Annotated in this window: 23 protein-coding genes; 8 read left to right on the forward strand and 15 right to left on the reverse strand. The window is 64.4% G+C overall.

Translation table 11 applies throughout. From position 1 onward, the window contains the following. Positions 1–23: 23 nt before the first annotated feature. The gene (locus LKE06_RS00680) at positions 24–1,520 is read right to left on the reverse strand and encodes an MFS transporter (protein ID WP_227999210.1); all 1,497 of its coding nucleotides are present in this window, start codon (positions 1,518–1,520) and stop codon (positions 24–26) included. A 283-nt stretch (positions 1,521–1,803) separates the two neighbouring features. Further along, complete coding sequence (locus LKE06_RS00685; protein ID WP_372477266.1) at positions 1,804–3,078, reverse strand: CynX/NimT family MFS transporter; 1,275 nt, start codon at positions 3,076–3,078, stop codon at positions 1,804–1,806. Between the two features lie 65 nt (positions 3,079–3,143). Between LKE06_RS00685 and LKE06_RS00690 the strand changes: the two genes are divergently transcribed. Then, positions 3,144–3,815, forward strand: a complete 672-nt coding sequence (locus tag LKE06_RS00690) for a FadR/GntR family transcriptional regulator (protein ID WP_227996243.1) — start codon at positions 3,144–3,146, stop codon at positions 3,813–3,815. Between the two features lie 83 nt (positions 3,816–3,898). Here the strand turns inward: LKE06_RS00690 and LKE06_RS00695 are convergent, their stop codons facing one another. The 3 genes from LKE06_RS00695 to LKE06_RS00705 form a co-directional block, all read right to left on the reverse strand. After that, positions 3,899–5,323: a HAMP domain-containing sensor histidine kinase gene (locus LKE06_RS00695; RefSeq protein ID WP_372477337.1), complete on the reverse strand. Its 1,425-nt coding sequence runs from the start codon at positions 5,321–5,323 to the stop codon at positions 3,899–3,901. A gap of 141 nt (positions 5,324–5,464) precedes the next feature. Beyond that, complete coding sequence (locus LKE06_RS00700) at positions 5,465–6,238, reverse strand: ESX secretion-associated protein EspG (protein WP_227996246.1); 774 nt, start codon at positions 6,236–6,238, stop codon at positions 5,465–5,467. A gap of 24 nt (positions 6,239–6,262) precedes the next feature. Next, positions 6,263–7,582 carry a hypothetical protein gene (locus tag LKE06_RS00705; RefSeq protein WP_227996248.1) on the reverse strand — a complete coding sequence of 440 codons (1,320 nt, stop codon included), beginning with the start codon at positions 7,580–7,582 and terminating at the stop codon, positions 6,263–6,265. Between the two features lie 655 nt (positions 7,583–8,237). Between LKE06_RS00705 and LKE06_RS00710 the strand changes: the two genes are divergently transcribed. After that, entirely contained in the window at positions 8,238–9,500 is a 1,263-nt protein-coding gene (locus tag LKE06_RS00710; protein WP_227996250.1) for an MFS transporter, read from the forward strand. Between the two features lie 73 nt (positions 9,501–9,573). Here the strand turns inward: LKE06_RS00710 and LKE06_RS00715 are convergent, their stop codons facing one another. The 5 genes from LKE06_RS00715 to LKE06_RS00735 form a co-directional block, all read right to left on the reverse strand. Then, complete coding sequence (locus LKE06_RS00715) at positions 9,574–10,479, reverse strand: ADP-ribosylglycohydrolase family protein (protein WP_227996252.1); 906 nt, start codon at positions 10,477–10,479, stop codon at positions 9,574–9,576. A 416-nt stretch (positions 10,480–10,895) separates the two neighbouring features. Continuing rightward, entirely contained in the window at positions 10,896–12,389 is a 1,494-nt protein-coding gene (locus LKE06_RS00720; RefSeq protein ID WP_227996254.1) for an HNH endonuclease signature motif containing protein, read from the reverse strand. A 333-nt stretch (positions 12,390–12,722) separates the two neighbouring features. Further along, positions 12,723–13,100, reverse strand: coding sequence for a hypothetical protein (locus LKE06_RS00725; protein ID WP_227996256.1), 378 nt, complete (start codon positions 13,098–13,100; stop codon positions 12,723–12,725). A gap of 21 nt (positions 13,101–13,121) precedes the next feature. Next, the gene (locus LKE06_RS00730) at positions 13,122–13,643 is read right to left on the reverse strand and encodes a DUF3558 domain-containing protein (protein ID WP_227996257.1); all 522 of its coding nucleotides are present in this window, start codon (positions 13,641–13,643) and stop codon (positions 13,122–13,124) included. Between the two features lie 103 nt (positions 13,644–13,746). Continuing rightward, complete coding sequence (locus LKE06_RS00735; RefSeq protein WP_227996259.1) at positions 13,747–14,622, reverse strand: helix-turn-helix domain-containing protein; 876 nt, start codon at positions 14,620–14,622, stop codon at positions 13,747–13,749. 159 nt (positions 14,623–14,781) lie between these two features. Here LKE06_RS00735 and LKE06_RS00740 point away from each other — a divergent pair, with 159 nt between their 5' ends. The 4 genes from LKE06_RS00740 to LKE06_RS00755 all read left to right on the forward strand — a co-directional run bounded on the left by LKE06_RS00740 (position 14,782) and on the right by LKE06_RS00755 (position 16,658). After that, entirely contained in the window at positions 14,782–15,192 is a 411-nt protein-coding gene (locus tag LKE06_RS00740) for a hypothetical protein (protein ID WP_227996261.1), read from the forward strand. Beyond that, a complete protein-coding gene (locus LKE06_RS00745; protein WP_227996263.1) occupies positions 15,129–15,578 on the forward strand; it encodes a hypothetical protein in 450 nt (149 codons plus the stop codon). Before LKE06_RS00740 ends, LKE06_RS00745 begins: the two co-directional genes overlap by 64 nt. 6 nt (positions 15,579–15,584) lie before the next feature. Further along, positions 15,585–15,908, forward strand: coding sequence for a hypothetical protein (locus LKE06_RS00750; RefSeq protein ID WP_227996265.1), 324 nt, complete (start codon positions 15,585–15,587; stop codon positions 15,906–15,908). A 108-nt stretch (positions 15,909–16,016) separates the two neighbouring features. Then, the gene (locus LKE06_RS00755) at positions 16,017–16,658 is read left to right on the forward strand and encodes a hypothetical protein (protein ID WP_227996267.1); all 642 of its coding nucleotides are present in this window, start codon (positions 16,017–16,019) and stop codon (positions 16,656–16,658) included. A 53-nt stretch (positions 16,659–16,711) separates the two neighbouring features. Here the strand turns inward: LKE06_RS00755 and LKE06_RS00760 are convergent, their stop codons facing one another. The 3 genes from LKE06_RS00760 to LKE06_RS00770 form a co-directional block, all read right to left on the reverse strand. Then, the gene (locus LKE06_RS00760) at positions 16,712–17,563 is read right to left on the reverse strand and encodes a TIGR02569 family protein (protein WP_227996269.1); all 852 of its coding nucleotides are present in this window, start codon (positions 17,561–17,563) and stop codon (positions 16,712–16,714) included. Positions 17,564–17,792: 229 nt separating this feature from the next. Then, the gene (moeZ, locus tag LKE06_RS00765) at positions 17,793–18,977 is read right to left on the reverse strand and encodes an adenylyltransferase/sulfurtransferase MoeZ (RefSeq protein ID WP_227996272.1); all 1,185 of its coding nucleotides are present in this window, start codon (positions 18,975–18,977) and stop codon (positions 17,793–17,795) included. Between the two features lie 134 nt (positions 18,978–19,111). Continuing rightward, on the reverse strand, positions 19,112–20,086 hold the full coding sequence (locus tag LKE06_RS00770) for a DUF3152 domain-containing protein (RefSeq protein ID WP_227999212.1): 975 nt from the start codon (positions 20,084–20,086) through the stop codon (positions 19,112–19,114). A gap of 384 nt (positions 20,087–20,470) precedes the next feature. Between LKE06_RS00770 and fasR the strand changes: the two genes are divergently transcribed. Further along, positions 20,471–21,145 carry an HTH-type transcriptional activator FasR gene (gene fasR, locus LKE06_RS00775; protein ID WP_227996274.1) on the forward strand — a complete coding sequence of 225 codons (675 nt, stop codon included), beginning with the start codon at positions 20,471–20,473 and terminating at the stop codon, positions 21,143–21,145. Between the two features lie 54 nt (positions 21,146–21,199). Here fasR and LKE06_RS00780 read toward each other — a convergent pair whose 3' ends face one another. Both LKE06_RS00780 and LKE06_RS00785 read right to left on the reverse strand, forming a co-directional pair. Further along, positions 21,200–21,427, reverse strand: a complete 228-nt coding sequence (locus LKE06_RS00780) for a DUF3107 domain-containing protein (RefSeq protein WP_227996276.1) — start codon at positions 21,425–21,427, stop codon at positions 21,200–21,202. A 130-nt stretch (positions 21,428–21,557) separates the two neighbouring features. Further along, a complete protein-coding gene (locus LKE06_RS00785; RefSeq protein ID WP_227996278.1) occupies positions 21,558–22,106 on the reverse strand; it encodes a YceI family protein in 549 nt (182 codons plus the stop codon). A 100-nt stretch (positions 22,107–22,206) separates the two neighbouring features. On the opposite strand from LKE06_RS00785, the gene LKE06_RS00790 reads away from it, so the two are divergent. Continuing rightward, entirely contained in the window at positions 22,207–23,043 is an 837-nt protein-coding gene (locus tag LKE06_RS00790; protein ID WP_227996279.1) for a helix-turn-helix transcriptional regulator, read from the forward strand. Positions 23,044–23,048 lie beyond the last annotated feature (5 nt).

The following is a 23,048-nucleotide window of genomic DNA, read 5'->3' on the forward strand; positions in this document are numbered from 1 at the left end:
TGTCCTCCTGGCGGGTTCGAGCGTCAGGCGCGAGCCGACGTGCTGGCGGAAGGTGCGGCGGCAGTACCGGAGGACGCGGCACCGGACGGTTCCGAGTGCTCGGCCTCGAGGACGAACGCCTCGGCCTCCGCGATGACGGCGGAATCGACCGAACGCAGGCTCGGGCGGCGCAGGAAGACCGCCCAGGTCACCAGGGCACACAGCACATAGAAGGCCATGAACACCCAGAACGCGGTCGTCGCGGACGCGGTAGCGGCGTATGAGGAACGCAGCACCAGGTTGATCCCGACGCCACCGAGGGCGCCGACCGCACCGACGAAACCGATGAGTGCACCGGAGGTGTTCTGGGCCCAGGCCGCCCGCGAGGCCGGGCCGACGTCGAGACTCTTGGACTTGGCGTCGAAGACCGACGGGATGATCTTGGTGACCGACCCGTTACCGATACCCGACAGCACGAACAGCGCGATGAATCCGAGTACCAGCGCGGCCATCACACCGCCGGTGGGCACACCACCGTGGCTGTCACCGATGGTGCTCGCCACCGCGACGAGCACGGCCGCGGCCATCATGGCGCCGAAGGCATAGAACGTGACCCTGCCGCCACCGATCCGGTCCGCCCATTTGCCGCCGTAGGGGCGGGCCAGCGAACCGAGCAGCGGCCCGATGAACGCGATTTGCGCCGCGTGCAGCGCGGCCTGCGCGGCGGAATCGCCACCGGCCTTGAAGCTGATCTGTAGCACCTGGCCGAAGGCGAAGCTGTAGCCGATGAACGAACCGAAGGTGCCGATGTACAGGAACGCGATAGCCCAGGACTGCGGCACTTTCAGCGCCGTGATCATGTACGACAGGTCGGCCTTCTGATTACGCAGGTTGTCCATGTATAGCGCGGCGCCGACACCGGCGAGCGCGATGAGCACCAAGTAGATCGCGCAGATCAGCGAGGCGTAGGAGTTGCCGAGGGTCGCGATGACCAGCAGCCCGACCAGCTGGATCACCGGCACACCGATATTGCCGCCGCCCGCGTTCAAACCCAGCGCCCAGCCCTTGAGCCGCTGCGGATAAAAGGCGTTGATATTGGTCATCGAGGAGGCGAAATTGCCGCCACCGAAACCGGCGAATGCCGCGACGATCAGGAATGTCGTATACGACGTGCCCGGCTGGTTGATGAAATACAGCGTCAGCAGCGTCGGGATGAGCAGCAGGACCGCACTGAAAATGGTCCAGTTCCGGCCGCCGAACCTGGCGGTGGCGACGGTATAGGGGATCCGCAGGATCGCGCCGACCAATGTCGGCATCGCGACCAGGAAGAACTTGCCCGCCGTATCGATGCCGAACTTGTCGGTCGGCATGAACAACACCATCACCGACCAAATCGACCAAATCGAGAACCCGACATGCTCGGCGAACACCGACCAGATCAGGTTCCGTGTGGCGACGTCCTTACCACCCGCCTCCCAGGCCGCAATATTTTCGGCATCCCAATGCTCGATGTTGCGGTTGCGCGTCAGCGTGCTCAACAGGGCCTCCCAAAAATGCGGTTGGCCCAACGGTATGAAACGGGTATTGCCGAAATGCTGCGCGAAATGACCGTCAAATCAACGGTTGCTCACCCGTCCACTCGGCAGCGGGTGAGAACCCATGGAATGTTTCGAGCATGTGACACAAAGGTTTCCGCGCGTCACAAACAGCCGACTCGAGGATTGTCGACGCGTGAGGTGTGACCTGTCACGCACAGCATGACCGGCCCCGCACACTCACGCGACTCGAGCGGTGAGCATTTCTGGCGTCAATTCCGGCCTTGCGTCAATTCCAAGTGTCTTCCAGCATCCGCGGCTTGCATGCCTGCCAGGCACCGGTCAACAGCACCAGCACCGCGACGGTCAGCATGGCGAACGGGGCCAGCCAGCCGCCGGTGGCGGTACGCAGCATGCCGAACAGCAGCGGCCCGACGCAGGCCACGGCGTAGCCGACACCCTGGGTGAAACCGGACAGCGAGGCCGAACCCTGTGGCGTGCGGGTGCGCATGTTGATCAGCGTCAGCGCCATCGGGAACGTGCTCGGGCCCAGGCCGAGCAGCACCACCCACAGCACCGGCGCGCTCATGGGCGCCGTCAGCAGCCCGGCGAACGCGATGAAGAAGAAGACCGCGCAGCCGACGACGAACGGGAATGGGTTGCGGAAGCGCGCCACCACGGTCGGAGCTGTGAATGCCGACACCAACCCGACCAGTGAGAACAGGCCGACCATGGTTCCGCCGAACGTGGCGCTCGCCCCCGCCTCGGCGAGGATCTTCGGCAACCAGGTGAAGATCGCGTAGGTGGTCAGCGAGGTCATGCCGAACATGCCCGCCATCCCCCACGCGACCGGCGAACGCCACACCTTGCCCTTCGGCTCGGCATCGGCGGCGGGTAATCCGGTGGTGTCCACCAGATCTCGGCCACGCCGGTCACGCAGCACACCGATCCACGGCAGGGCCGCCGCGAATCCGAGCACCGCCCACAGTCCGAGCGAAATCCGCCAGCCGTACGCGTCCGCGACCGGCACCGCGATCAGCGCGGGCACCACCGTGCCCACCTGCACCATGGTGATGTAGAGCGAGCTGATGACCGCGAGGCGGTCCGGGAAGTACCGCTTCACCAGCGGTGGGATCACCACATTGCCGATGCCCATGCCGGTCAACGCCAGCGCGGAGAACACGAACAGCGCCGCCGTACTGGAGACCATGGCCCGGATCAACATGCCGGACCCGGCCATCAGCATGGCGATCATGGCGGTGCGCTCCAGGCCGAGCCTGCGCACGAAGATCGGCGTGAGCAGACCGGAGACCGCGAACATCGCGGTCGGAATCATGCCGAAGACGCCGATGACAGCGGTCGAATAGCCGATATCGGTACCGATCCGCTCGGCCAGCGGGCTGAATGCGGTTACCGCAACACGGAGGGTGAGCGCCGACATCACAATCGCCGCGAGGACGAGCAGGCGCCCCTTGGTCAGTGCGCGCCGGCGCTGCTCTACTGGGGCAGTGTCGGGTGCGACGGCGTCGGATCCGGTCGTCGTCTCCTCGAAGGTTGCGGTCACCGAGAAATCATAGGATGACCCGATGATAGGGGGCAACAATTTGTGATCAGCGGTACCCTGATGCGGTGCAACCAGTCCGGCGCACCAGCCTCATAGCCCAGGTCACTGAGCAGCTGCGTGCCGAAATCCGTTCCAGCCGTTGGCCTATCGGCTCCCGAATCCCCACCGAACCGGAGCTCACCGAACTCACCGGCACCGGTAGGAACACGGTGCGCGAGGCAGTACAGGCGCTCGTCCACGCAGGCGTGCTCGAACGCCGCCAGGGCTCGGGAACCTATGTGATCGCCGCCTCCGAAGTCGGCGGGACCCTCGCCAAGTACTTCGCCGACGCGGAGGAACGCGACGTCCTCGAGCTACGCCAAGCCCTCGACGTCACCGCCGCCGCGCTGGCCGCACGCCGCCGTGACGACTCCGACATCGTGAACCTCGAGCGCCTGCTCGAAGAACGCAACCAGGAGTGGAGCACACAGAACAGTCCCGCCGTCGAGGCGGATGTCGCTCTGCATCGCGCGATCGTGGTCGCCAGCCACAACGCGGTATATCTGGAGTTCTACGATTCGCTGCTGCCGACCATCGAGCAGGTGATCCGCGCACGTACGCTGAAATCCGACGACGCCTACGACATGGAACACAAAGATTTGGTGCAGGCGGTCATAGACGGGGACTCGGATCGGGCCGCGCAAGCCGCTCGATGCTTCCTCGGCTCGCTCATCGCCGAATACCCCGACGCCAGGTAATTCTGAACGGGCGGTAACCGGTAGCCGAAACTGGTACTTCGACGCCGCGGGGTAGTCCGGCGCAAAGCAACTGTCCAGCTGTATCACCCCTCTGCGGGGAGGCCCGGCTCGCCCGGTAGCACGATGTGAATCAAAGTGCCGCCACGTTCCGATGTCTCGACTGCGATTGTCCCGCCATGCTTGGTCACTACCTGTTCGACGATTGCAAGACCCAGCCCTGACCCTGGCATCGACCGTGCGGCCGTCGCCCGGTAGAACCTCGCGAAGACCAGCTCGCGCTCGGCTACCGGGATTCCCGGGCCGGCATCATCCACCGTGAACGCCATAAGGCCCGACGTGTTCTCGCGCATGCGGACCCGCACGCGTTCACCCACCGGGCTCCACTTGGCCGCGTTGTCGAGCACGTTCAGCAGCGCACGCTCTAGGCCCGCCTCGTCGCCGACGACGAACCACGGGTGCAGTTGGGCTTGGAATTCGATGCCGCTGCGTCGCCGCCGGACTCGCTCTAGCGCGCGTTCGGCCACATCACTGATATCGATCTGCTCGTAGACCGTCTCCGGGGCGTCCTCGCTGGCCAGATCCACGAGATCGCCCACCAGCGTGGACAGTTCCTGGATCTGCCCCATGACGTCAGCGCGCAGTTCGACCATGTCCTCGTCAGGTATGCGTCGTGCTCCGGGCCGCGAGGACGCGATGAGTAGTTCCATGTTGGTACGCAGCGAGGTCAGCGGCGTCTTGAGTTCGTGGCCCGCGTCGGCCACCAATTGCCGCTGCCTTTCGCCAGATTCGGTCAGGGCGCGCAGCATGGCGTTGAAACTCCTGGCGAGCCTGGCGAGTTCGTCGTCACCGGTCACCGGAATCGGGGTCAGGTCGTCGGTGCAGGCCACCCGCTCGGTGGCGGCGGTGAGCCGGGCGATCGGCCGCAAACCGGTGCGGCCCACGGCCGTTCCCGCCGCAGCCGCCAGCATGACGCCGAAGCCGCCGACCACGAACAGCAACCACGCCAGCCGATCGAGGACTTCCTGAGTGGATTGCAGACGTTGTGAGATCACCAGAGTGGAACTGGAATGTGTGCGCTGTGCGAGTACGCGCTGATTGCTCACGGTGCGCAGCGAAAAGCTCGCGTAGCCACGCGCAACCGCAATCTCCGCACTGCCGATCGGCGGCGCGGCGCTTTGTCCGATCACGTAGCCCCCCGATCGACTGTCCGGGTAGATCAGCGCGACGCCGATATCGTTGGAGTACAGGCTTCCCACGGTCAGGGCCTCGAGATAGTTCATGCTTTCGACGTTTTTGGCGATCATGACCGAAGCCCTCGTGCGCAGTCGCGAATCCACATCCGCGTACAGCGACCGAGCCACCATCGAGTAGGCGGCGATGGAAGTGAACGCGACAGCGACAGCCACCACCGAGGCGGCCAGCAATGTAACCCGCCAGCGCAGCGAAACCGAGCGCATCAACGGAATCGGTGGGCGCATGTCAGTTTTCGGCACATGCCGCATGACCATAAGTCTGCCCACAGCGACTGAGAGACTACTGAGAACGGCCACTGCGCCGGAGCGAGTCAACGCGGGAGCTGAAGCGCCTACGTCGTGGAATCGCTCACCTTCCGGTCGCACTTGATGTTCGCACCACCTGGAGACTATTGGTCAATACGGTAAATGGATGCCGTCGCGGACTTCGGTGACGGTACGGGTGATCATTTGCTGGAGAGTGGTGGTTATTCGGTCGTTGGTGCTGGGTTTGACGGTTATGGTGTGGGTGCCGAAAGTTACGTAGCGGCCATCGTTTTCTATGTCGTTGATTTGGAAGTCTTTGCGGCCGTGAATGTGTCGGTTGTCCGCGCTGCCCATTGCGTAGACGCCGACGTGGCTGATCATGGTTGTCACGCGGGTGAAGAATTGTTCGAATTCCTCGCGTGGGGTCGGTCGCCAGGTGTCGCGGACGGGCGGGCGGGGCCGGTCGAGTTCCTCGGCTGTTACTTCCAGTTTCTTGCCTTTGCCGGTGTCGCAAACGGGAAGCACGTTGACCACCGCGCGCGCTACCGCACCGGCGGGCAGCAGCGTCAGAACCACATCACCGTCGGGGTCTTCGCGCGGTCCCGGTTCCTGCACCGCGATCGCGCCGTGCTGGTAGTGCACCCCGGCGTGCGCGCGCAGCTTGCGTTCGCGGCGCGCGCCGACAAAACCGGCGAGCTCCACCCTGGCCTCCGGCGCGAGCAGCACCTCAACCGCTCGCACCAGATCGTCGTCGATGTGCGGCCGCACCGACCGCGCCGCCTCCTGCCGCAATCGCAGTGTGTCCGAACGGAATTCCGTCGTGTACTGGTGACGTAACGGATAGGGCAGTACGTCGCGGCCGGTGGACTCCCACAGTGTCCGGAAATCGAGCGCGCTGAACCGCCAGCTCCGCACCTCAAGCATCAAGAATGTCCTTGTCGTATCGGGTTATTCACCGATGACCGGCGGCACCGTCTTGGGCAGTTCATCGAGCCCGGTGAGTTCGTCGCCGTGTTCCTGAGTGATCAGGTAATCGGGCGTGCCCTTGCTGGACTCTTCCTCCGATTTGCCGCCGCGCGCACCCGGTCCCATCCCACCCATGCCGGGCATACCGGAACGCCCGCCCGCAGACCCGGATTTCCCAGCAGCCGGGCTCGCCGACGACGAGTTGTTCGGCGTGCCGGGAATCGAACTACCCGCGCCCGGGACCCCCGAACCCGGCGAACCCGAACCGGACGGACTTCCGCTGCCCGGCGATCCCGGGCCGGAGCCAGGGGTAGTGGGCGAGGATGGCGTGGCCGCGGCCGGCGTGGTGCCGTCACCGGCGTCGGCCGACTGCGGTGTGGTGGTGTCGGAACTATCCCCGGACTGGTTACTCGACGGCGTGGTCGGCTCGTCGGCTGATTCGGAGCCGGTTGAATCCTGTCCGGGGGTTTCTGTGTCCGAAGGCTTTTCGTTCTCGTTGTTATTACCGCCACCAGGTTTGTCATTGCCGCCACCGGTCGGGCGGTCGCCACCGGGAGGCCGGTCGCCGCCGTCGCCCGGCTTCGCGACCTGCGCCGGACGCGGTATCACCGGCACATTGGTGTCAGCTTCCTTCACCACCGGGGCGTACACCGTGCGCAGCACCCGCAATGCCTCGGTCTTCGAATTAGCCTCGGCGACATCATCATTACGCCAGCCGCGACCGGCCGTCCAGGACCGGAGATTGTCCACGCCGCTGCGATGTTCCGGCACATGCGGGACCAGTTCCTTCGTCGGCGCCAGCCCGGTCTGTAGTTCGGACAGCTTATTGCCGGTTAACCGGGCCGCGTTCGTAACCTGCGCGCCCTGGGCGGCGTAGTCGCGGACCGCGCCGGCCGCAGAGTTGCGTGCTTCGCCCCGCCACACACTGTCGTCGGTGGCCTTGGCCATTGCCTGAGTAAAGGTATCGAGGGAGGTCTGGTGCTGATCGGCGATGGTGTTCCACGCGGTCACCAGATTGCTGACCGACTCCAGATTGATCTGGTCGACCTTCCCACGCAACGTGGCGAGGGTGTCCTTTTCGAATTCATCCTCGACGAGGACTTCCTTCGCCCGGAATTCCCCCTGGAATCCGACATCGGCGGCCTGGCCACGCACACCATCGCGCTGCCGGTTGTATCTGTCCTGAACCTCGTACGGATCGGAGTCGGCCTGTAGGTCTTCACCGGCGATCCAATCGGTGATACCACGAAGCAGCCTCGGACCCACATCGAAGATCTCCAGGCTACTGAATGGATTACCCATCAACCCACCTGCTCTCGGACCTCGGCATTGCCATTACTCATACAAAAACCTCCCCGATTAATGCGGTAGCTCCGGCACAATTGAATCGCAGGCGCAAGACGAAATGGCCCAGCGATCTTCGGGATTGTCGACCGCCCCCTTGTTCGGCACCCTCACAGGTTTCCCCACACCCGGATCGGACTGGTCGGCAATCGCAGCGGCACAGGTACTCGCATTCGATGTCGCATCCACGGTGTCCCCACACCCGACGCCACCACGAAACCAAGCGGCATAATCCGGCGCCTCATCCCCACCCTCTCAACCTGCGACGACTCAGGATTCGCCAACTCTAGCAGACGACCAGTTCAGCCCACTTGCGTGTCCGACCTGGCATTACGCCCGAATTCCACTGTGGCGAAATGGCGGATATCCGCGTCCGGTAGCACCGATGGAATGTCCGCGCGAACTGGTCCGCCGCCCGGTCGAGCAGTGTGGGTTGTTCGGTTCCGCGACAACGGCACTCGCGGCTCGTCAGACGCTGCGCGTACCGGCCGACAGTGCGGCTGATCAGGATGATGTCATGCGTGGGAAGGTGCTAGAGGCGTCCGGTGTTGTTCGATTGCCTATATCGGACGCGGCTGGTCGCCGTGCAATCGCTGCCCAGGAGATGGACTACATGACGACAGCAGTCGATCACGGACATGAGGGTTTACGGCTCGATGAGCTGCCCGTCCGGCCTATCCATCGCAAACTTGTGGTCCTCGTCGGCATCGGCCTGTTCTTCGATCTGTATGAGCTGTTCCTGGCCGGGACCGTAACCGGCGTGCTGAAGCAGCAGTTGCATCTGTCGACGTTTCAGCTCAGCGGAATCCTCGCCTCGGCCTTCGCCGGTCAGTTCCTCGGTGCGCTGGTCATCGGCAGGCTGTCCGATGTTTTCGGGCGGCGGCGCATGTTCCTGGTGAATATCGCGCTCTATTCGGGCTTCACGCTGCTCGGCGCGTTCAGTCCGAACGTGATGTTCCTGATGGCGACCAGATTCCTGGCCGGGCTGGGTATCGGCGCGGAAATGACCGTGTCGGACACCTATCTCTCCGAGGTCGTTCCGCCGCAGGTCCGTGGCCGCATGATCGCCATCGCCTACACCATCGGCTTCCTCGCCGTGCCGTCCGTCGGCTTCCTCGCGAAATGGCTGGTTCCGTTGGAGCCCTTGGGTTTCGACGGCTGGCGCTGGCTGTTCGTGATCGGCGGGCTCGGCGCGGCGCTGGTGTTCGTCGCACGTCGCGAAATGCCGGAGTCGCCGCATTGGCTCGCACGCAAGCAGCAACGGGCGCCGTCCGCACCGTTCAGCGCTATCATGCGGCCACCACACCGACCGCGCACCGCGCTGTTCTCCGCGGTCATGATTCTGGAGGTCTTCGGCTACTACGGGTTCGGCACGCTGGCGGTCCTGGTGCTCGACCACAAGGGATTCACCGTCGTGACCTCCTTGGCCTATCTGGCCGTCACCTATCTGGGTTATCCGCTGGGATCACTGGTGGCGATCCCGCTGATGGAACGCTTCGAACGCAAGCATCTATTGATGGCATCGGCAGCGCTGATGGCGGTATTCGGGCTGATATTCGGGTTCGGCACCACCGCGGCGGTCATCATGATCTCCGGCGGGCTCTACACCATGGCAAGCAATGTGTTCTCCGACGCGCTACACGCCTATCTCCCCGAATCGTTCCCGACGACCGTGCGCGGCACAGCCGCGGGCGCGACCTACTCACTATCGAAGCTCAGCACCGCCATCCTGCCGTTCGTCCTGCTGCCACTATTGGACCGCCCGAACGGCCCCGGCCTGGTCTTCACGGTCATCACCGCGGCCATGGTGACACTCATCGTGCTGGTAGCGGCGTGGGGGCCGGTCACAGGAAGACGAGCGCTGGACGCGGAGTGACCGAACCCGACCGATAACACAGCGGCCAAGGAGCCATGACCACGCGAATATCAGTGGCTACCAATGAAGTTCGCTATCGCTCGGCTGGTCCGGGTGCACCCGCCCACTGCGGCAGTGGCTCGCAACGGGAAGCCCATTCGGCCGGAATGCCCGAAAGACCCAGGCGCGCAGCGAGAATGCCGCCGACAATGGCGCAAGTGGTGTCCACATCACCGCCCGCGCTCGCGGTTGCCCAGCAGGCTTCGACGAAGTCCGTGGGATGCTTCGCCACAATCCACAGGCAGAACGGGACGGTATCGGGCGCGGAGACCTCGCGGCCATTGCCCAGCGTGGCGGCGGCGCTGCGCGGATCTCGCAGGCTCGAAAGAGTTCGCGCGGTGGCGATTCCGTCGCGAACCAAACCTGCGGGAGTGTATTCGGCCACCGCGTCGAGCAATTCGGCACCGGTCAGCTCGGGTCTGCACGCCGCCAGCGCGGCGGTGATCGCTACCGCGACGGCCCCGGCGACGCCCTCGGGATGGGTGTGGGTGACCTCCGCCGAAGCGATGGCTTCGCCCGCCACCCGGTCGAGATCGTCAGCGAAGTAGGCACCGAGCGGCGCGACTCGCATGGCCGCACCGTTGCCCCATGAGCCGCGCCCGTCCCACGCCTGCGAGGCCAGTTCGCGCCAGTCCCCGCCTTCTTGGCGAATCAGCCGCAGCATCCGGTTCACCCCCGGCCCGTAGCCACGGTCGAAATCGTGGTGCGCTGCAAAGGATTCGGCGAGCGCATCCTGATCGATTTGCCCGTTCCGATCGAGTACCGCGAAAATGGAACAGGCCATCTCGGTGTCGTCGGTCCACCACCACGGATCCGGCGGCAGCGAACGCGCCTGCAACGCAGGCAGATTAGCGGGAACGAAAAAGCAGGAGCCCCATGCGTCGCCCACGGCAAGACCGTGCAGCGACGCGACGGCTCGGGAGCGACAGTCAGCGATCATGAAGAACTAGTCTTCCAGACCATAACCCGGCCCGTCTACCACCGGGAACTCGAGCGAGTCAGCTCTCGCGTGTCCAAGCAAGCGCGATGTGCATCTCACGAAATTGCCAGCCGACCGGCGTTCGCACTGCAATGCAGGCGACTTGCAGGCCACATGCTCGGTGGGTGGCTCGCCATCGCGATAGAAGTGCACGAGCTGGCTGATCACTCAGCTGGCCGCGCACGCCCACCGGCTGGCCTCCGACGGATTCGCCGGAGTGGGGGCGCGCGGATACCTCGCTTCGGACTCGAAGCTTGCCTCGGTGAAGTGCGGCGCGCTTCATGACTGTTCCGGCACGACAAAGCGCACCCAATCGTTCCCGACCCCGAGGGCTACCTCAATGAAGCACGGCACGTTCCATGTCGATGCCGAGTCGATCACGGCGGCGGCGGTCGGGATGGGTGGTGTTGGTGTGTGAGGTATTCGTCGGGGTGGTGGTAGTGGTTGATGCGAGCTCGTTGGTTGGGGTCGATGGATTTTGGTGGGATCCATTGGGTGCGTGCGGGTTTCGGGCATTTAGTGGGGGTTGCGGTGGTGGTCCAGTGGCGGGGGCCTTTGCCGATGAGGTGGTGGTGGGGTTCGCAGGTGAAGGTCAGCTGGTCCGCGTCGGTCGCACCACCATTGGCCCACTCGTCACGATGGTGGGTTTGACAGAGATAGCCGGGTTTGGTGCAGCCGGGAAAAGTGCAGCCGATGTCGCGGGCATGCAACATGATGCGTTGGTCGGCTGAGGCGATGCGTTTGGTGCGGCCGAGGTAGAGGGGGCGTCCGGTGGTGTTGTCGAACAGGGCGAGGTAGTGGTGGGCGTGGGCGGCCATTCGGATGAGGTCGTGGATCGGTAGGAGGCTGCCGCCGCCGGTGACGACTGGTGGCCCGGATGCCGTCAGTCGGCCCGAATGTGTTTGCTCGACAGCGTTTTGCAGCTGTTGAATGGTGGCGGTCGCGATCACTGTGACGGGTAGTCCTCGGTGCTGTCCGAGGTCACCGGAGGTGAGCATCGCGCGTGCCAGCGTTTTCAGGGCGTCGTGTTGACGTTGTCCAATGTTGCGGTCATCGCGCTCGACTGCGTCGGGGTCGGGTTCGCCTGCTACACGTACTGGGGCGGGGCCGGGTTCGCTTGTCACTTGTGTCGGGGTGGGGTTGTCGGGGTTGTTGATGCCGGGTTTGGCGAGTTTCGCGAAGCAGGCTTCGAGGTAGGCGCGTAGTTCGGGGTCGGCGATGAGGGTGCATTTACTCATCAGGTCGGGGCCTTGGCGCCCCATGGTGAACGAGCGGCGGCGGGCGCGGTCGGTGTCGTCGAAGGTGCCGTCCGGATTGATAATCGCTTCCACCCGTTGCGCGACCTTCCGCAACTGGTCGGGCCGCAAAACCTTTGCATGCCCCGCTAATTCGGCCTCGGCACGCACGCGGGTCGGGGTGTCGACGCACGCGGGCAGGTGCCGAAAGAACTCCCGCACTACCTGTACATGTGCCGGCCCGATCGTGCCCGCGCATTGCGCGGCGGCAGTCGCGGGCAACTCCGGTTCCAGGACTTCCCCATCGAACATGCTGCGATGCGCCAACTCTCGCGCTAACCGGCACCGCGCACGCGCCTCTCCGGGACTGATCCGCAACCCGTCAGCCAAGGTATCCGCCACGGTGTGGGTAGCGAAATCGCTATTGCTCCACTGCGCATCGATTTGCGCGATCAACTCCGAACCCAACCCCGGCAATGCCCGCACCACAGTTTCCAGCCGCGCCAGCACCCGCAACCTATCCTGATTCGAAAGGCGGTCGGTCCGCGTATTCATCACCTGGGAAAGTCCGGCCTCGAGGGCGCACAACGCCGCCTCCACCGACGGATCGGCAACCGGGGCGGAGTTCGAAGGCATGTTCGAATCCTATCGCGAATCCTATTGCCGGTCACCCCTTTTCACATTCCGGGCCGTCGACACCGCACAATGTGAATATCCGCTATTCCATTCCACCGCAGGGGATTTCGGATTCGAATATTCGGCAGCGGAATATTCCGATGATCAATGCGGGCCGACCGTGAACGTCGTTCGAGCCTGGAGCGGCTGCGGACACCGAAGCGGGGCATGGATTCCGGCCGAGCCCACCGAGATGCGGTCGACAAACGACAGCGTGTGGACGAAGACACCTTGAACATCCGAAACATGATGATTCGATGTCGACAATCCCCTTGCCGCCGAACAGGTTACGGATCAACCCACCTGATCGGTAGCATTCGCGATCGGAGCCGCGTTCTCGATATCCTGACCGGTAATGCGCTTGAAGGAAATCGCCATGACCTCGCGCATGTTCTTCACGGTCTCGACATTCTCCGCAATGACTTCTGCGAGCGAATTTCCGGTGCCGCTGGCCTGGGTTCTGAACTTGGCTTCCAGCGCCTTTGCCATCTCGAAATTGCCGAAACCCGAGACGCTTTCGGCCTGCTGTACCCGCTCCGCCAGTAGGTCAAGGGCGTCGATGCGCTGGGCGCACGCCGCGAAGCATTCCCGTGCAGCAACCTCATCATCGAGGTAGAGTTCCCCGCCCCTTGCCTGCTCTGCCAGGTTTCGCCATTTCTCTACGTCGCTCACACCTGTTGCCCCCGGTTCTATCTACTTCGGCAGTATCGGAACAATTTTTTCACCAACGCGCGCCAAGACGCTACACGGGTCCTCCGGGTTGTCGACACTCATACGGCCGAGGATCTGGACCTGTAGCGCGCCTTGAGCGGCCGGAAACACGGCGTTGCACTGGGTCTCCCAGCCTTCCGCACGGAACTCGCGGCCCTGGCGTCCCGCGATCGTCACGTCCTGGAAACCGATGTTTCCCGGCTTGGTCTCAAACTCGGACACCGGCTTACCCGTCGAATACAGGCTTATCGCGTACGCCGGACCGCGCCATTTGCAGACTTCCAAACCGACCTGGTGCACACCCGCGATCCCAGCCTCCTTGGTTGCCGGATCGACCCCCGCCGCCCGCAACGCGTCATCAGGAACCTCCGTGCACGGATCGAACAGAGCAGGGGCCGCAGTCGTACTACTCGCACTCGGCGACCCATTCGTGGTAGTCCCGCACCCAACTGCACTCGACGCCAACACAATACCGAGCAGCGTCAACGTGATTCGGCGCTTCATCCCCACCCTCTCAACCTGCGACGATTCAGGATGCGGCAACTCTAGCAGACGACCAGGTGGGTTCCTCAGCGTGCGAATCTCTACGCGGCGGATCGGTCGATCGTCACCGTTCGAGTCCCCTTGCCATGTTCCTGAGCAGGTCTCTCGATGGCTGTTCTTCCAGCGCGGCGGACTCCAGCTTTGCGCGAATCGCCTGGAAACGCGTTACGTCGTACTCTTCCTCGAAGATCATGGTTCCGACTGCACCTTCGGTATAGACGACCGATGGCTCGCGATTGGGAAAGTCCAAAATAATGTATGGGGGTGTCGCGATACCGGACGGAAAACCGGCCGCGAACGGCACGATTCGGACTGAAACGTTGTCGCGAGTACTCATATCCGCAATATGACGGAGCTGCGATGCCATCACTCGGGTAGATCCTACGATGGTGCGCACGACGGACTCGTGAAGCAGGAAGTCGGCAGGCACTGGTTTGATTCGTCGGGTAAGGATCTTCGCTCGACGTGTTCGCAGCACTACGCGCTGAACCACGTCTTCAGCAGTGCCGGATATCGTGAGCACTTCGATATTTCTCGCGTAGTCGGCGGTCTGCAACAGCCCCGGTATGACGAGCGACTGGAAGAAGTGCAGCCCGGTCGCCGCCCCTTCCAGTTGGAGATATGGGTTGAACCCCGGTCGGCTCATGCTGCGATGATCCTGCCACCACACCTTCGTATCCGCTTGCTCTACAAGTGATTTCAGATACTCGATGCGATCTTCCGGTAGCCCGTAGTACTCACATAGGTAATCGATGTCCCGAACCCTGATCTTTTCGTTCTGCCCGAGCTCCAGCCGCCCTAGCGTGGATCGGCTCATCTCCAAGACCTCGGCTACCTGCTCGAGGGTGTAGCCGTTGGACTGGCGCGCGTCACGCAGCACTCGGCCCAGTTGGCGACGCGGGAGCGTCGTGCTGCTGAGGTCCGACTTGGTACCCACCATCGTGCGTGTCCCCCCTGACTTCTCGTGGCATGACCTGTGTTTTCCCACGGCGAGCATGATCGTGCGCCAACTCGGGAAACTGTCAGGCCGTATGGGCTTCTTGCTGCACACCACCCATTTCCAGTCTCCTGTCACGCGCGCACTCCGCAGCATATGCCCATGGCCGAACAACACGGAAGCAGTTTCGGAGCGTCCGCGAAACCACAAGTCGCACAAGCATTTACACCGCCCCAAAAACCGGACCGTCCGAAAGCGGTCGGGTTCGTACGGGATGAGTCGCCGGGTGCCGACGCGTCTCGGCATGCGGTCGCGGTGCGGCGGCACGCACGCTCGCTGGGATATGAGTACGTGTACACGGTGCGGCCGCCGCGCGATGTCACCGATCCGGTCGGGTTCGTGCTCGGTATCGCGGCGGGGCTCGCGGTGGCCGCGATCGTGGTCTACGACCTGACCTGCGTCGACGACCTGCCCGCCCGCGTGTGTGACGCCTTCGACCTGGAAACGGTGTGCCCACCGATCACCTGGGCGCGGGTCGCCGCGACGACACCTACGGCGGAGATGCCGCAGTGAACGACGCAATGCATCCCGCACCCGAAGTCCACAACCACACCGAGGCAAGCCTGGCCCCTGGCGGGGTCAGCGAGGCGCTGCGTGCCTGGCCGGAGGTCTGCGGCTACGCCGAGGTGGACCTGGCCCATGAGCAGATGCGGGTCCACCGTGGCTGCCGGATCGAGCGATGCGCGTGGAAGGCGGCGGCTTATCACACGCTGGTGTCGGCGGGTCGGCTCGCGCCGCAGGCGATGAGTCCGCGCGAACGTGCCGCCGCGCACGGCGCGCGGTTTCCACCGCTCGACGAGCCCGGCCACACCGTCCCAGGTCCGCCCGCGCACACGCTGCACGAGGTGCTGGCCCGCCTGTCCGAGCTGACGACGGCGCCGGACGCATTCGGAAGGTGAAACTAGTTGCGCCAGACCATAATCGGAGATCTCCACGCCGGTTGGCGGATCGTAGGACATCGCATCGAAGTCCTCTGCCTCTGCGACGACACCGACCCGACCCCCGCCTACCGCATGCGCAACGGCGGCAAAACCGTACCGATTCCCTTGGGACAGCGCGGATTCATCGCATTCGACGAACGCGCCCTGCCAGACCTGGCACAGGTACGGGAATGGTTCCCACACCACCACCGACTATGGGACGCCGTGCGCGCCCAATTCTGGGACGCCCTATTACCCACTGGCACCCCGCGCTCCCGAAACCCTCCCACCAACACCAACCACCGCTAACCCCAACCTTTCCCATCCAACAAAGCACCGACTGGCACCCAGCTCTGCGTCGCGGCACGCACCGACCACACCCACGACCTCATACGGGTCACCGACCGAAGAGGGGACATGTCCCAGCGCCGAAATCAACCACGGCACCGGCCGAAGGCACCGCGACCGGCGAAGCCGGATGCGATCCGATTCCCGCCGCGTGCCACCATCGACGCCCTACTCAGCGCCATGATCACCGAACATAGCTGCGGCACAGGTGGATACGACATCATCCACTTCTGGGGATTCGCCCGCACCGGCGATCCGGCCACGCATGACACTGCCCATATCGCGATCGATCCGGACCCCGACGCCGCACGCTCACCGGTTCTGGATTCCGCCGAATGGCTGATGCGGCGATTCCCGGGCCGCATCTGGGGATTCGGGCTGGCCTATCGGACATTCGGTGAACTGTTCACCCGCCCCGGCGACGCGCTACGAGCCGCCCGCGCAGGCCGGACCGACCAGCGCGACACCGTCGAAACTATATGCGCAGCAACAATTTTCGACGCCCGCGCCCGCGCGTACACGGCACTGACCTACACCCACCTCCCCGAACTTACCCCACCTCCCACCTGGATGGACGATACCCGCGAAACCACCGACACTTGGATCGATCTCTTCGATCGCCGCAGCGCCGCCGCACACGCCTGGGCCGCGGCGATAACCCTCGACCCCGAGGCCAACCACACCGCCATCACCCGCCTGCGAACACCATGAAACCTGGCCACGGTTCCCGGGCCACAAGAATTTTCGGACCACAGGAAACAGCCCTACAGCATCAAGCGAACCATGTCGGCGGTTCGAGCCAGACCAGGGAACGCCTCCGGTGTCGAACGCGGGTGCAACGCGTGCACGGCGAGGCGGAACATGACCGCGCGCAAACACATCTGCGGCCATTCGGGTAGGTCCGACCAGCGCTCGAGCAAGCCGTCATCGGCACCGCCCCAGGCGAGCGCATCGACGACGATAACCCCGGACGCCCACGGCGCCGGACGCCAATACGGCGTGATGTCGGTGAGCCCGGGAGTGAGCGCACCCTCGAAAAGGACGGTGCCGAACAAATCACCATGCACCAGCTGCGCGGGCGTCTGCACCGGCTTGCGGAGGGTGGCCAGTTGGCCGATCAACTCCATGCTGCGCTGCGTATCGGGAGTGGTAGCCAGTGGAACACCACCGGCACGCAGGCTGCGCAACGGCACCGCCTCCCAGGCGGCGCGGTCGGCGGCGACGAACACATCGACATCGACCCACGGCGCCACCGGCGGCTGCACCAGAAAACGGGGCCGCTCGAGCTTCGCGGTGGCCTGATGCAGGCGCAGCGATACCGAGACGACCTCGTCGTGCCGAGGCTCGGGAACCCCCTCCAGGAACGTGTCCCCGCGCCAGCCGGACACCACATACCGGCCGTCCGTCGCACGCACCGGGCGCGCCAAACGCAGACCGTCGACCTTCAATGTCTCACGCACCCGAGCCGACCACGCAGCCCTGGCATGATCGGCGACCGGACTGAGCACCACGTCACCGAGACGCCAGCCACCATCCCAGTCTCCCAGCGGAACCGGGGTCACTTCGCGTAGACCGAACGTGGCGCGCACGTGCTCGGGAGGTTCCACAGAAGTCACGGCCGTACCGTAACTCGCGCATGTTTAGGCACGCCTGCGGCGCGCCGTGTCTGATGGCAGCGCCTGCGGCGCTGCGTGTTCGCGGCCCCCAAGTCTCGAGTCCGCGGACTCGAGACTTGCGCCTGCGGCGCGTGCGCTTCGAGCCCTCGGACGCAAGCCGGCCGCGAACGGTCGCTCATAAGACTCGCTCCGTAGTGGGTGCGTTCGGAGAGTCTGTTGCGAGCCTGTGTCAGTACACCGGCAGCGACGGGTCTATCTGGTTCGCCCACGCGATAACGCCACCTTGCAGATGCGTGGCGTCGGAGAACCCGGCGCGCTTGAGGGCGGCAAGGGCTTCCGCGGAACGGATACCGGTCTTGCAGTGCAGCACGATCGGACGGTTCTGCGGTAGCTCCGACAGCGCGTCACCGGAGAGGATGCGATCCTTCGGGATGAGCTTGGCACCCTCGATGTGCACGATGTCCCATTCGACGGGCTCGCGCACGTCGATGATCTCGACTTCCTTGCCCGCGTCGATCAGATCCTTCAATTCACCCGCGGTAATCGTCGAACCGGCTGCGGCGGCCACGCCTTCTTCGGACACCACACCGCAGAACGCCTCGTAGTCGATCAGCTCGGTGATGGGCTGACGATCCGGGTCACGACGCAGCTTGATGGTCCGGTAGGTCATGTCGAGTGCGTCGTAGACCATCAGCCGACCGAGCAGCGGCTCACCGATGCCGGTCAGCAGCTTGATCGCCTCGGTCACCATCACCGAACCGATGGACGCGCACAGCACGCCGAGCACACCGCCCTCAGCGCACGAGGGCACCATGCCGGGCGGCGGAGCCTCCGGGTAGAGGTCGCGATAGTTGATGCCGCGCCCGTCGGGAGCGTCCTCCCAGAACACCGAGACCTGGCCCTCGAAGCGGTAGATGGAGCCCCAGACGTAGGGCTTTCCCGCGAGCACCGCGGCATCGTTGACCAGGTAGCGGGTGGCGAAGTTATCCGTGCCGTCGACGATCAGATCGTATTCGGCGAACAGCTCGACCGCGTTCTCCGGTTCCAGCCGAATCTTGTGCAGCCGCACGTCGATTCCCGAGTTGATCTCCAGGATGGAGTCACGCGCGCTGTCGGCCTTCGGGCGACCGATATCGGATTCACCGTGAATGACCTGACGTTGCAGATTGGAGGCGTCGACCTCGTCGAACTCGACGATGCCGAGCGTGCCGACCCCCGCGGCGGCCAGGTAGAGCAACGCGGGCGAGCCGAGCCCACCGGCGCCGATCACCAGCACCTTCGCGTTCTTCAACCGTTTCTGTCCGTCCACACCCATATCGGGGATGATCAGGTGGCGGCTGTAGCGGGCGACCTCGTCCCTGGTCAGCTCCGCGGCCGGCTCGACAAGCGGCGGGAGGGACTTAGGTGATGACACGTCCAGAACTCCTCGAATCGAATTGGCTGATCGCAATGTGCGGCTATGCGGTACGTAGCTATCAACACCGACGATCGAACCGTTCTTCCCGAATCATCGTCGCGCATCAGAAACCGGGCGCCACACCCACCCCATCAACCACGTGGGAAGGGCCACGGGTTGAACCGGCAGCGCTTGCCGTCCATGGGGACCACGCCGTCCGGGTCGAGCGCCGCGATGTCGTTGTTCCTGATGCCGAAGGTCTGCTGCATCATCACCGGCGCGAGTCCACCGTCGGTTTCACACGGCTGATGCTGGTGGTAGCCGATGGCGTGGCCGACCTCGTGATTGATCTGGTACTGCCGGTAGGAACCGATATCGCCCTCGTAGGCCAGCGCGCCGCGCACCCAGCGGACCTCCGACAACACCACCCGGCGCAGATCGGCGTTGAAGCACGACGAGTCGATCGGGATATCGAATCCGCATGCCTTACGGGAGGATTCGCGTGAGGTGAGCGAGACACGGAAGTCGGGCTCACCCTTGTCGATGCGGCGGTAAGCGAATTTGGGATCGTGCGCCCAGCTCTTGGGATTCCCGAGGGTGCTGTCGACCATTTTGGCAACCGACTCGTCGCCGCCGAACCCGGAAGTATCGACACCATCCTCGATCTCTACGGTATAGCTGAATTTGAACTCCGCGCCGGTCCCGATCTGGGCGGTGGTTCCCGGCACCACATGCCAGGTGCCCGCGGCGGTCTCGGTGAGGGCGCCGCCCTCGGGTAGGGCCCCGCTGGGCAGATCGGCCGGAAAGTGCCCGTCACCGGGTGGCGCCCCGATGATGCCCGCCGAGGCCGCACGTGGGCTCAGCTGCCCGAATCCCGGCGCACCCCCCGAGCCCGCGATGACGTCCGATCCGTCGCGTACCGCGTCGACGACCACCAGCACGGTGACCACGAACAGCACCGGGAGCGCGTACGCCCGCCAACCGTAGGTGGATACGAAACGGCCGAGCGCACTTTGCTTTTTGGCCGCGCGCTCGGGGCGGGGCGTGCGCGAAGGACTGTCATCGGGTGCGGTGGGATCCCAGCGCGCACGTAATGGCTGATGGGAACGATCCTGGGTTTCGTGCACGCCGAGCGGGTCGTAGACCTCGACGCCGCCGTGCTCACGAACACCCTGGTCCTGCTCATTGTGCGGTGTGATTCGTGGCCTTGTCACAGGGCCGGCCCCTGCGGAATGGGACGCGGCGGGGCGGCGGGGCGGTACGGTTCTCGCCCGCCGCCGGGTCTTGCCGGTCGGTCGGTCACACCCATCAGACTCTCACAGTGCGCGACAACAGCACTCCGCAAGACCCGAAAGTCACCGACACCGCATCGTAGGGTTTGCTGCGACATTCCTCACCGTCAACGGCGGGAAACGACCCGGGTCGGCGCAAACGCGATGAGCGGGTATCGTTCTGGGGATACCCGGTGCGCACCCCTTTCTTGCCGGGGCATTGACTGGGAGAGCCGAAAAATGACTGACCTCGCGGACCGGATGACGTCCCGCAGATCGTCGCCCGGCGCCGCAACACCGCCAAAACGCGGTACCCGGCTTCCACGCGACGAGCGACGGCTACAGCTGCTCGCAGCGGCAAGCGAAGTGTTCGTGCAGCGTGGCTATCACGCCGCGGGCATGGACGAAATTTCACAATGCGCCGGAGTGAGTAAGCCGGTGCTCTATCAGCACTTCACCAGCAAACTCGAACTCTACCTTGCGGTTCTACAGAACTACGTCGACATGCTGGTGTCGAGTGTCCGCCAGGCGCTGCGCTCGACCACCGACAACCGGCAGCGCGTCCGCGCCGCCGTGCAGGCGTACTTCGACTTCGTCGACAACGAAATGCAGGGCTTCCGACTGGTTTTCGAGTCGGATCTGACCAGCGAGCCGCAGGTTCAGCGCCGGGTCGAACAGGCCACCGAGGCGTGCGTCGACGCGGTCTTCGATCTGGTCGCGCACGATTCCGGCTTGGACCCTTACCGCGCAAGGATTCTCGCGGTCGGCCTGGTAGGCACCAGCCAGTTCACCGCCCGCTACTGGCTGGAGGCGGACCGGCCGATCCCGAAGGAAGAAGCGGTCGACACCACCGTCGCACTGGCGTGGGGTGGCCTGTCGCACGTCCCGCTGTCGCGACTGAACTCGCCCTACTGAGCTTCAAATGAATAGAGCCCCTGTCCTGGCGAGGACAGGGGCTCTTTTCGGTCCTCAGACAGCCGCGAAACCGACTCGGCCACCCGTGACGGTACCGATTTCGACGTAAGCGACCTTGGCGGCCTGGATCAGGAACTTGCGGCCCTTCTCGTCGGTGAGCGACACGACGCCGCTGTCGCCGCTCAGCGCACCGGACACCAGCGCCTCGACCTCGTCGGGGGTCTGCGAGCTATTGATCACGAGCTCCCGCGGGCTATCCGAAATACCGATCTTGACCTCCACGGCCAACCTCCGAACCTAGAGTTCTGTGCTGTCGATCCAAGGCTAATGCAGGCCGCTGCGGCCGGATGCACGCCCACCTGCGCTGTCAGCGAACATCAGTACGAGGCCCGGTATCGAAGGTGCACGGACGTTACTTGGGTTCGATCAGCTGGATCTCGAGTTCGATCTTGACGGCGTTGCTGAGCATGCCGGGCATCGGTCCACCGACGCCGAAGTCGGTGCGCTTGATAATGCCCGTGGCGGAGAAACCGGCGTGCCGATCACCAGTGCCCCCGAATTCCTGCACCCCGCCCCATTCGACCTCCAGGGTGAGCGGCTTGGTGACCGCGCCGAGCGTGGCCTCGCCGGTCACCTCGAAGGTTTCGGCGATCACGACCGGTTCGGTGACACGGAAGGTCAGGGTGGGACGGTTGGCGACATCGAGGAAGTCGGCGCTGCGGATGTGGGCGTCGCGATCGGCGTTGCCGGTGTCGAAGGAATCGGTGTGGATGGTCGCGACCAGGGTGGCGGCGGTGCCGGACTCATCCACGACGAACTCGGTCTCGAAGTTGGTGAACCGGCCCCGGACCTTGGAGATGCCAAGATGGCGAATGCTGAACTCGACCGAGGAATGGTTGGTGTCCAGCGCCCAGAAGCCGGAGGCGAGCGACGTCGTAGCGGTTTCGGAGGAAGTAGTCATGTCAAACACAATGACCGGACCACGGTCCGGTAGCCAGACCGTGATTATCCTGGACCTCGCAGGGCGCGGATAACTACCCCAGGACAAGGCACGATAAATCATGGCACGAAACGGATTCGCCGAATTCCTGGTCGCACGACGCGCGGAATTACGGCCGGCGGACGTCGGGATGCCCAAGGGCGGACGACGCCGGACCCCCGGGCTGCGCCGCGAGGAAGTCGCTGTGCGCGCCGGGGTCAGCGCCGACTATCTGGCCAGGCTCGAGCAGGGCCGCGACATCAATCCTTCGGTCTCGGTCGTCGACGCTTTGGCCAACGCGCTGCTGCTGGAAGGCAAGGAGCGACACCACTTCGGTTGGCTGGCACTGACTTCCACCAAACCGCAACAGTGCCCGAAGGCCGAATCCGCCGAGGAAACCCTGGCGCCGACGCTCGAAGCCATCCTGCGCGCACTGCAACCCACGCCCGCCTTCGTGGTCGGCCGCGGCCTCAACGTGCTCGGCTGGAATCCGACGTGGGAAGAGTTGGCGGCCCCGCTCGGCCTGCTCGACGATCCGGACCACCTGAACCTGGTCTGGTATGTCTACACGCATCCGCAGGCCAGACGGGTGCTACGAAATTGGTCCGAAGTCGCCGACAATTTCGCCGCCGAACTGTCCCGCGCCGACATGCGCTGGCCCGGCGACGATCAACTGCGCGAGATAATCGGCGCACTACGGCAACACCCGGATTTCGCGGGCCGCTGGCACACACATCGCCTAGCCGAGCACAGCACCGGCCTGCTGCGGTTCGACCATCCGGAGCACGGGCATCTCGATATCACCTTCGAGACCCTGCAAGCCGACAGCAGTCAAAGCGTCGTCGTCTGGCTCAACGAGCAGACCCAGGTGCGTGTCCCCGAACTACGTCTGGTGGACAACCGGGCGGTGAACGAGTGAACCGC

The organism is Nocardia australiensis, assembly GCF_020733705.1.
Classification (GTDB): domain Bacteria; phylum Actinomycetota; class Actinomycetes; order Mycobacteriales; family Mycobacteriaceae; genus Nocardia; species Nocardia australiensis.

What these genes read in the sequence shown, in the direction of transcription:
- LKE06_RS00730 (WP_227996257.1), bottom strand. Translation starts at nt 13,643, where the DNA reads ATGAAGCGCCGAATCACGTTGACGCTGCTCGGTATTGTGTTGGCGTCG.
- fasR (WP_227996274.1), top strand. Translation starts at nt 20,471, where the DNA reads ATGACTGACCTCGCGGACCGGATGACGTCCCGCAGATCGTCGCCCGGC.
- LKE06_RS00720 (WP_227996254.1), bottom strand. Translation starts at nt 12,389, where the DNA reads ATGCCTTCGAACTCCGCCCCGGTTGCCGATCCGTCGGTGGAGGCGGCG.
- LKE06_RS00755 (WP_227996267.1), top strand. Translation starts at nt 16,017, where the DNA reads ATGTCCCAGCGCCGAAATCAACCACGGCACCGGCCGAAGGCACCGCGA.
- LKE06_RS00715 (WP_227996252.1), bottom strand. Translation starts at nt 10,479, where the DNA reads ATGATCGCTGACTGTCGCTCCCGAGCCGTCGCGTCGCTGCACGGTCTT.
- LKE06_RS00710 (WP_227996250.1), top strand. Translation starts at nt 8,238, where the DNA reads ATGACGACAGCAGTCGATCACGGACATGAGGGTTTACGGCTCGATGAG.
- LKE06_RS00740 (WP_227996261.1), top strand. Translation starts at nt 14,782, where the DNA reads ATGGCCGAACAACACGGAAGCAGTTTCGGAGCGTCCGCGAAACCACAA.
- LKE06_RS00785 (WP_227996278.1), bottom strand. Translation starts at nt 22,106, where the DNA reads ATGACTACTTCCTCCGAAACCGCTACGACGTCGCTCGCCTCCGGCTTC.
- LKE06_RS00695 (WP_372477337.1), bottom strand. Translation starts at nt 5,323, where the DNA reads ATGGTCATGCGGCATGTGCCGAAAACTGACATGCGCCCACCGATTCCG.
- LKE06_RS00790 (WP_227996279.1), top strand. Translation starts at nt 22,207, where the DNA reads ATGGCACGAAACGGATTCGCCGAATTCCTGGTCGCACGACGCGCGGAA.
- LKE06_RS00735 (WP_227996259.1), bottom strand. Translation starts at nt 14,622, where the DNA reads ATGGTGGGTACCAAGTCGGACCTCAGCAGCACGACGCTCCCGCGTCGC.
- LKE06_RS00705 (WP_227996248.1), bottom strand. Translation starts at nt 7,582, where the DNA reads ATGGGTAATCCATTCAGTAGCCTGGAGATCTTCGATGTGGGTCCGAGG.
- LKE06_RS00700 (WP_227996246.1), bottom strand. Translation starts at nt 6,238, where the DNA reads ATGCTTGAGGTGCGGAGCTGGCGGTTCAGCGCGCTCGATTTCCGGACA.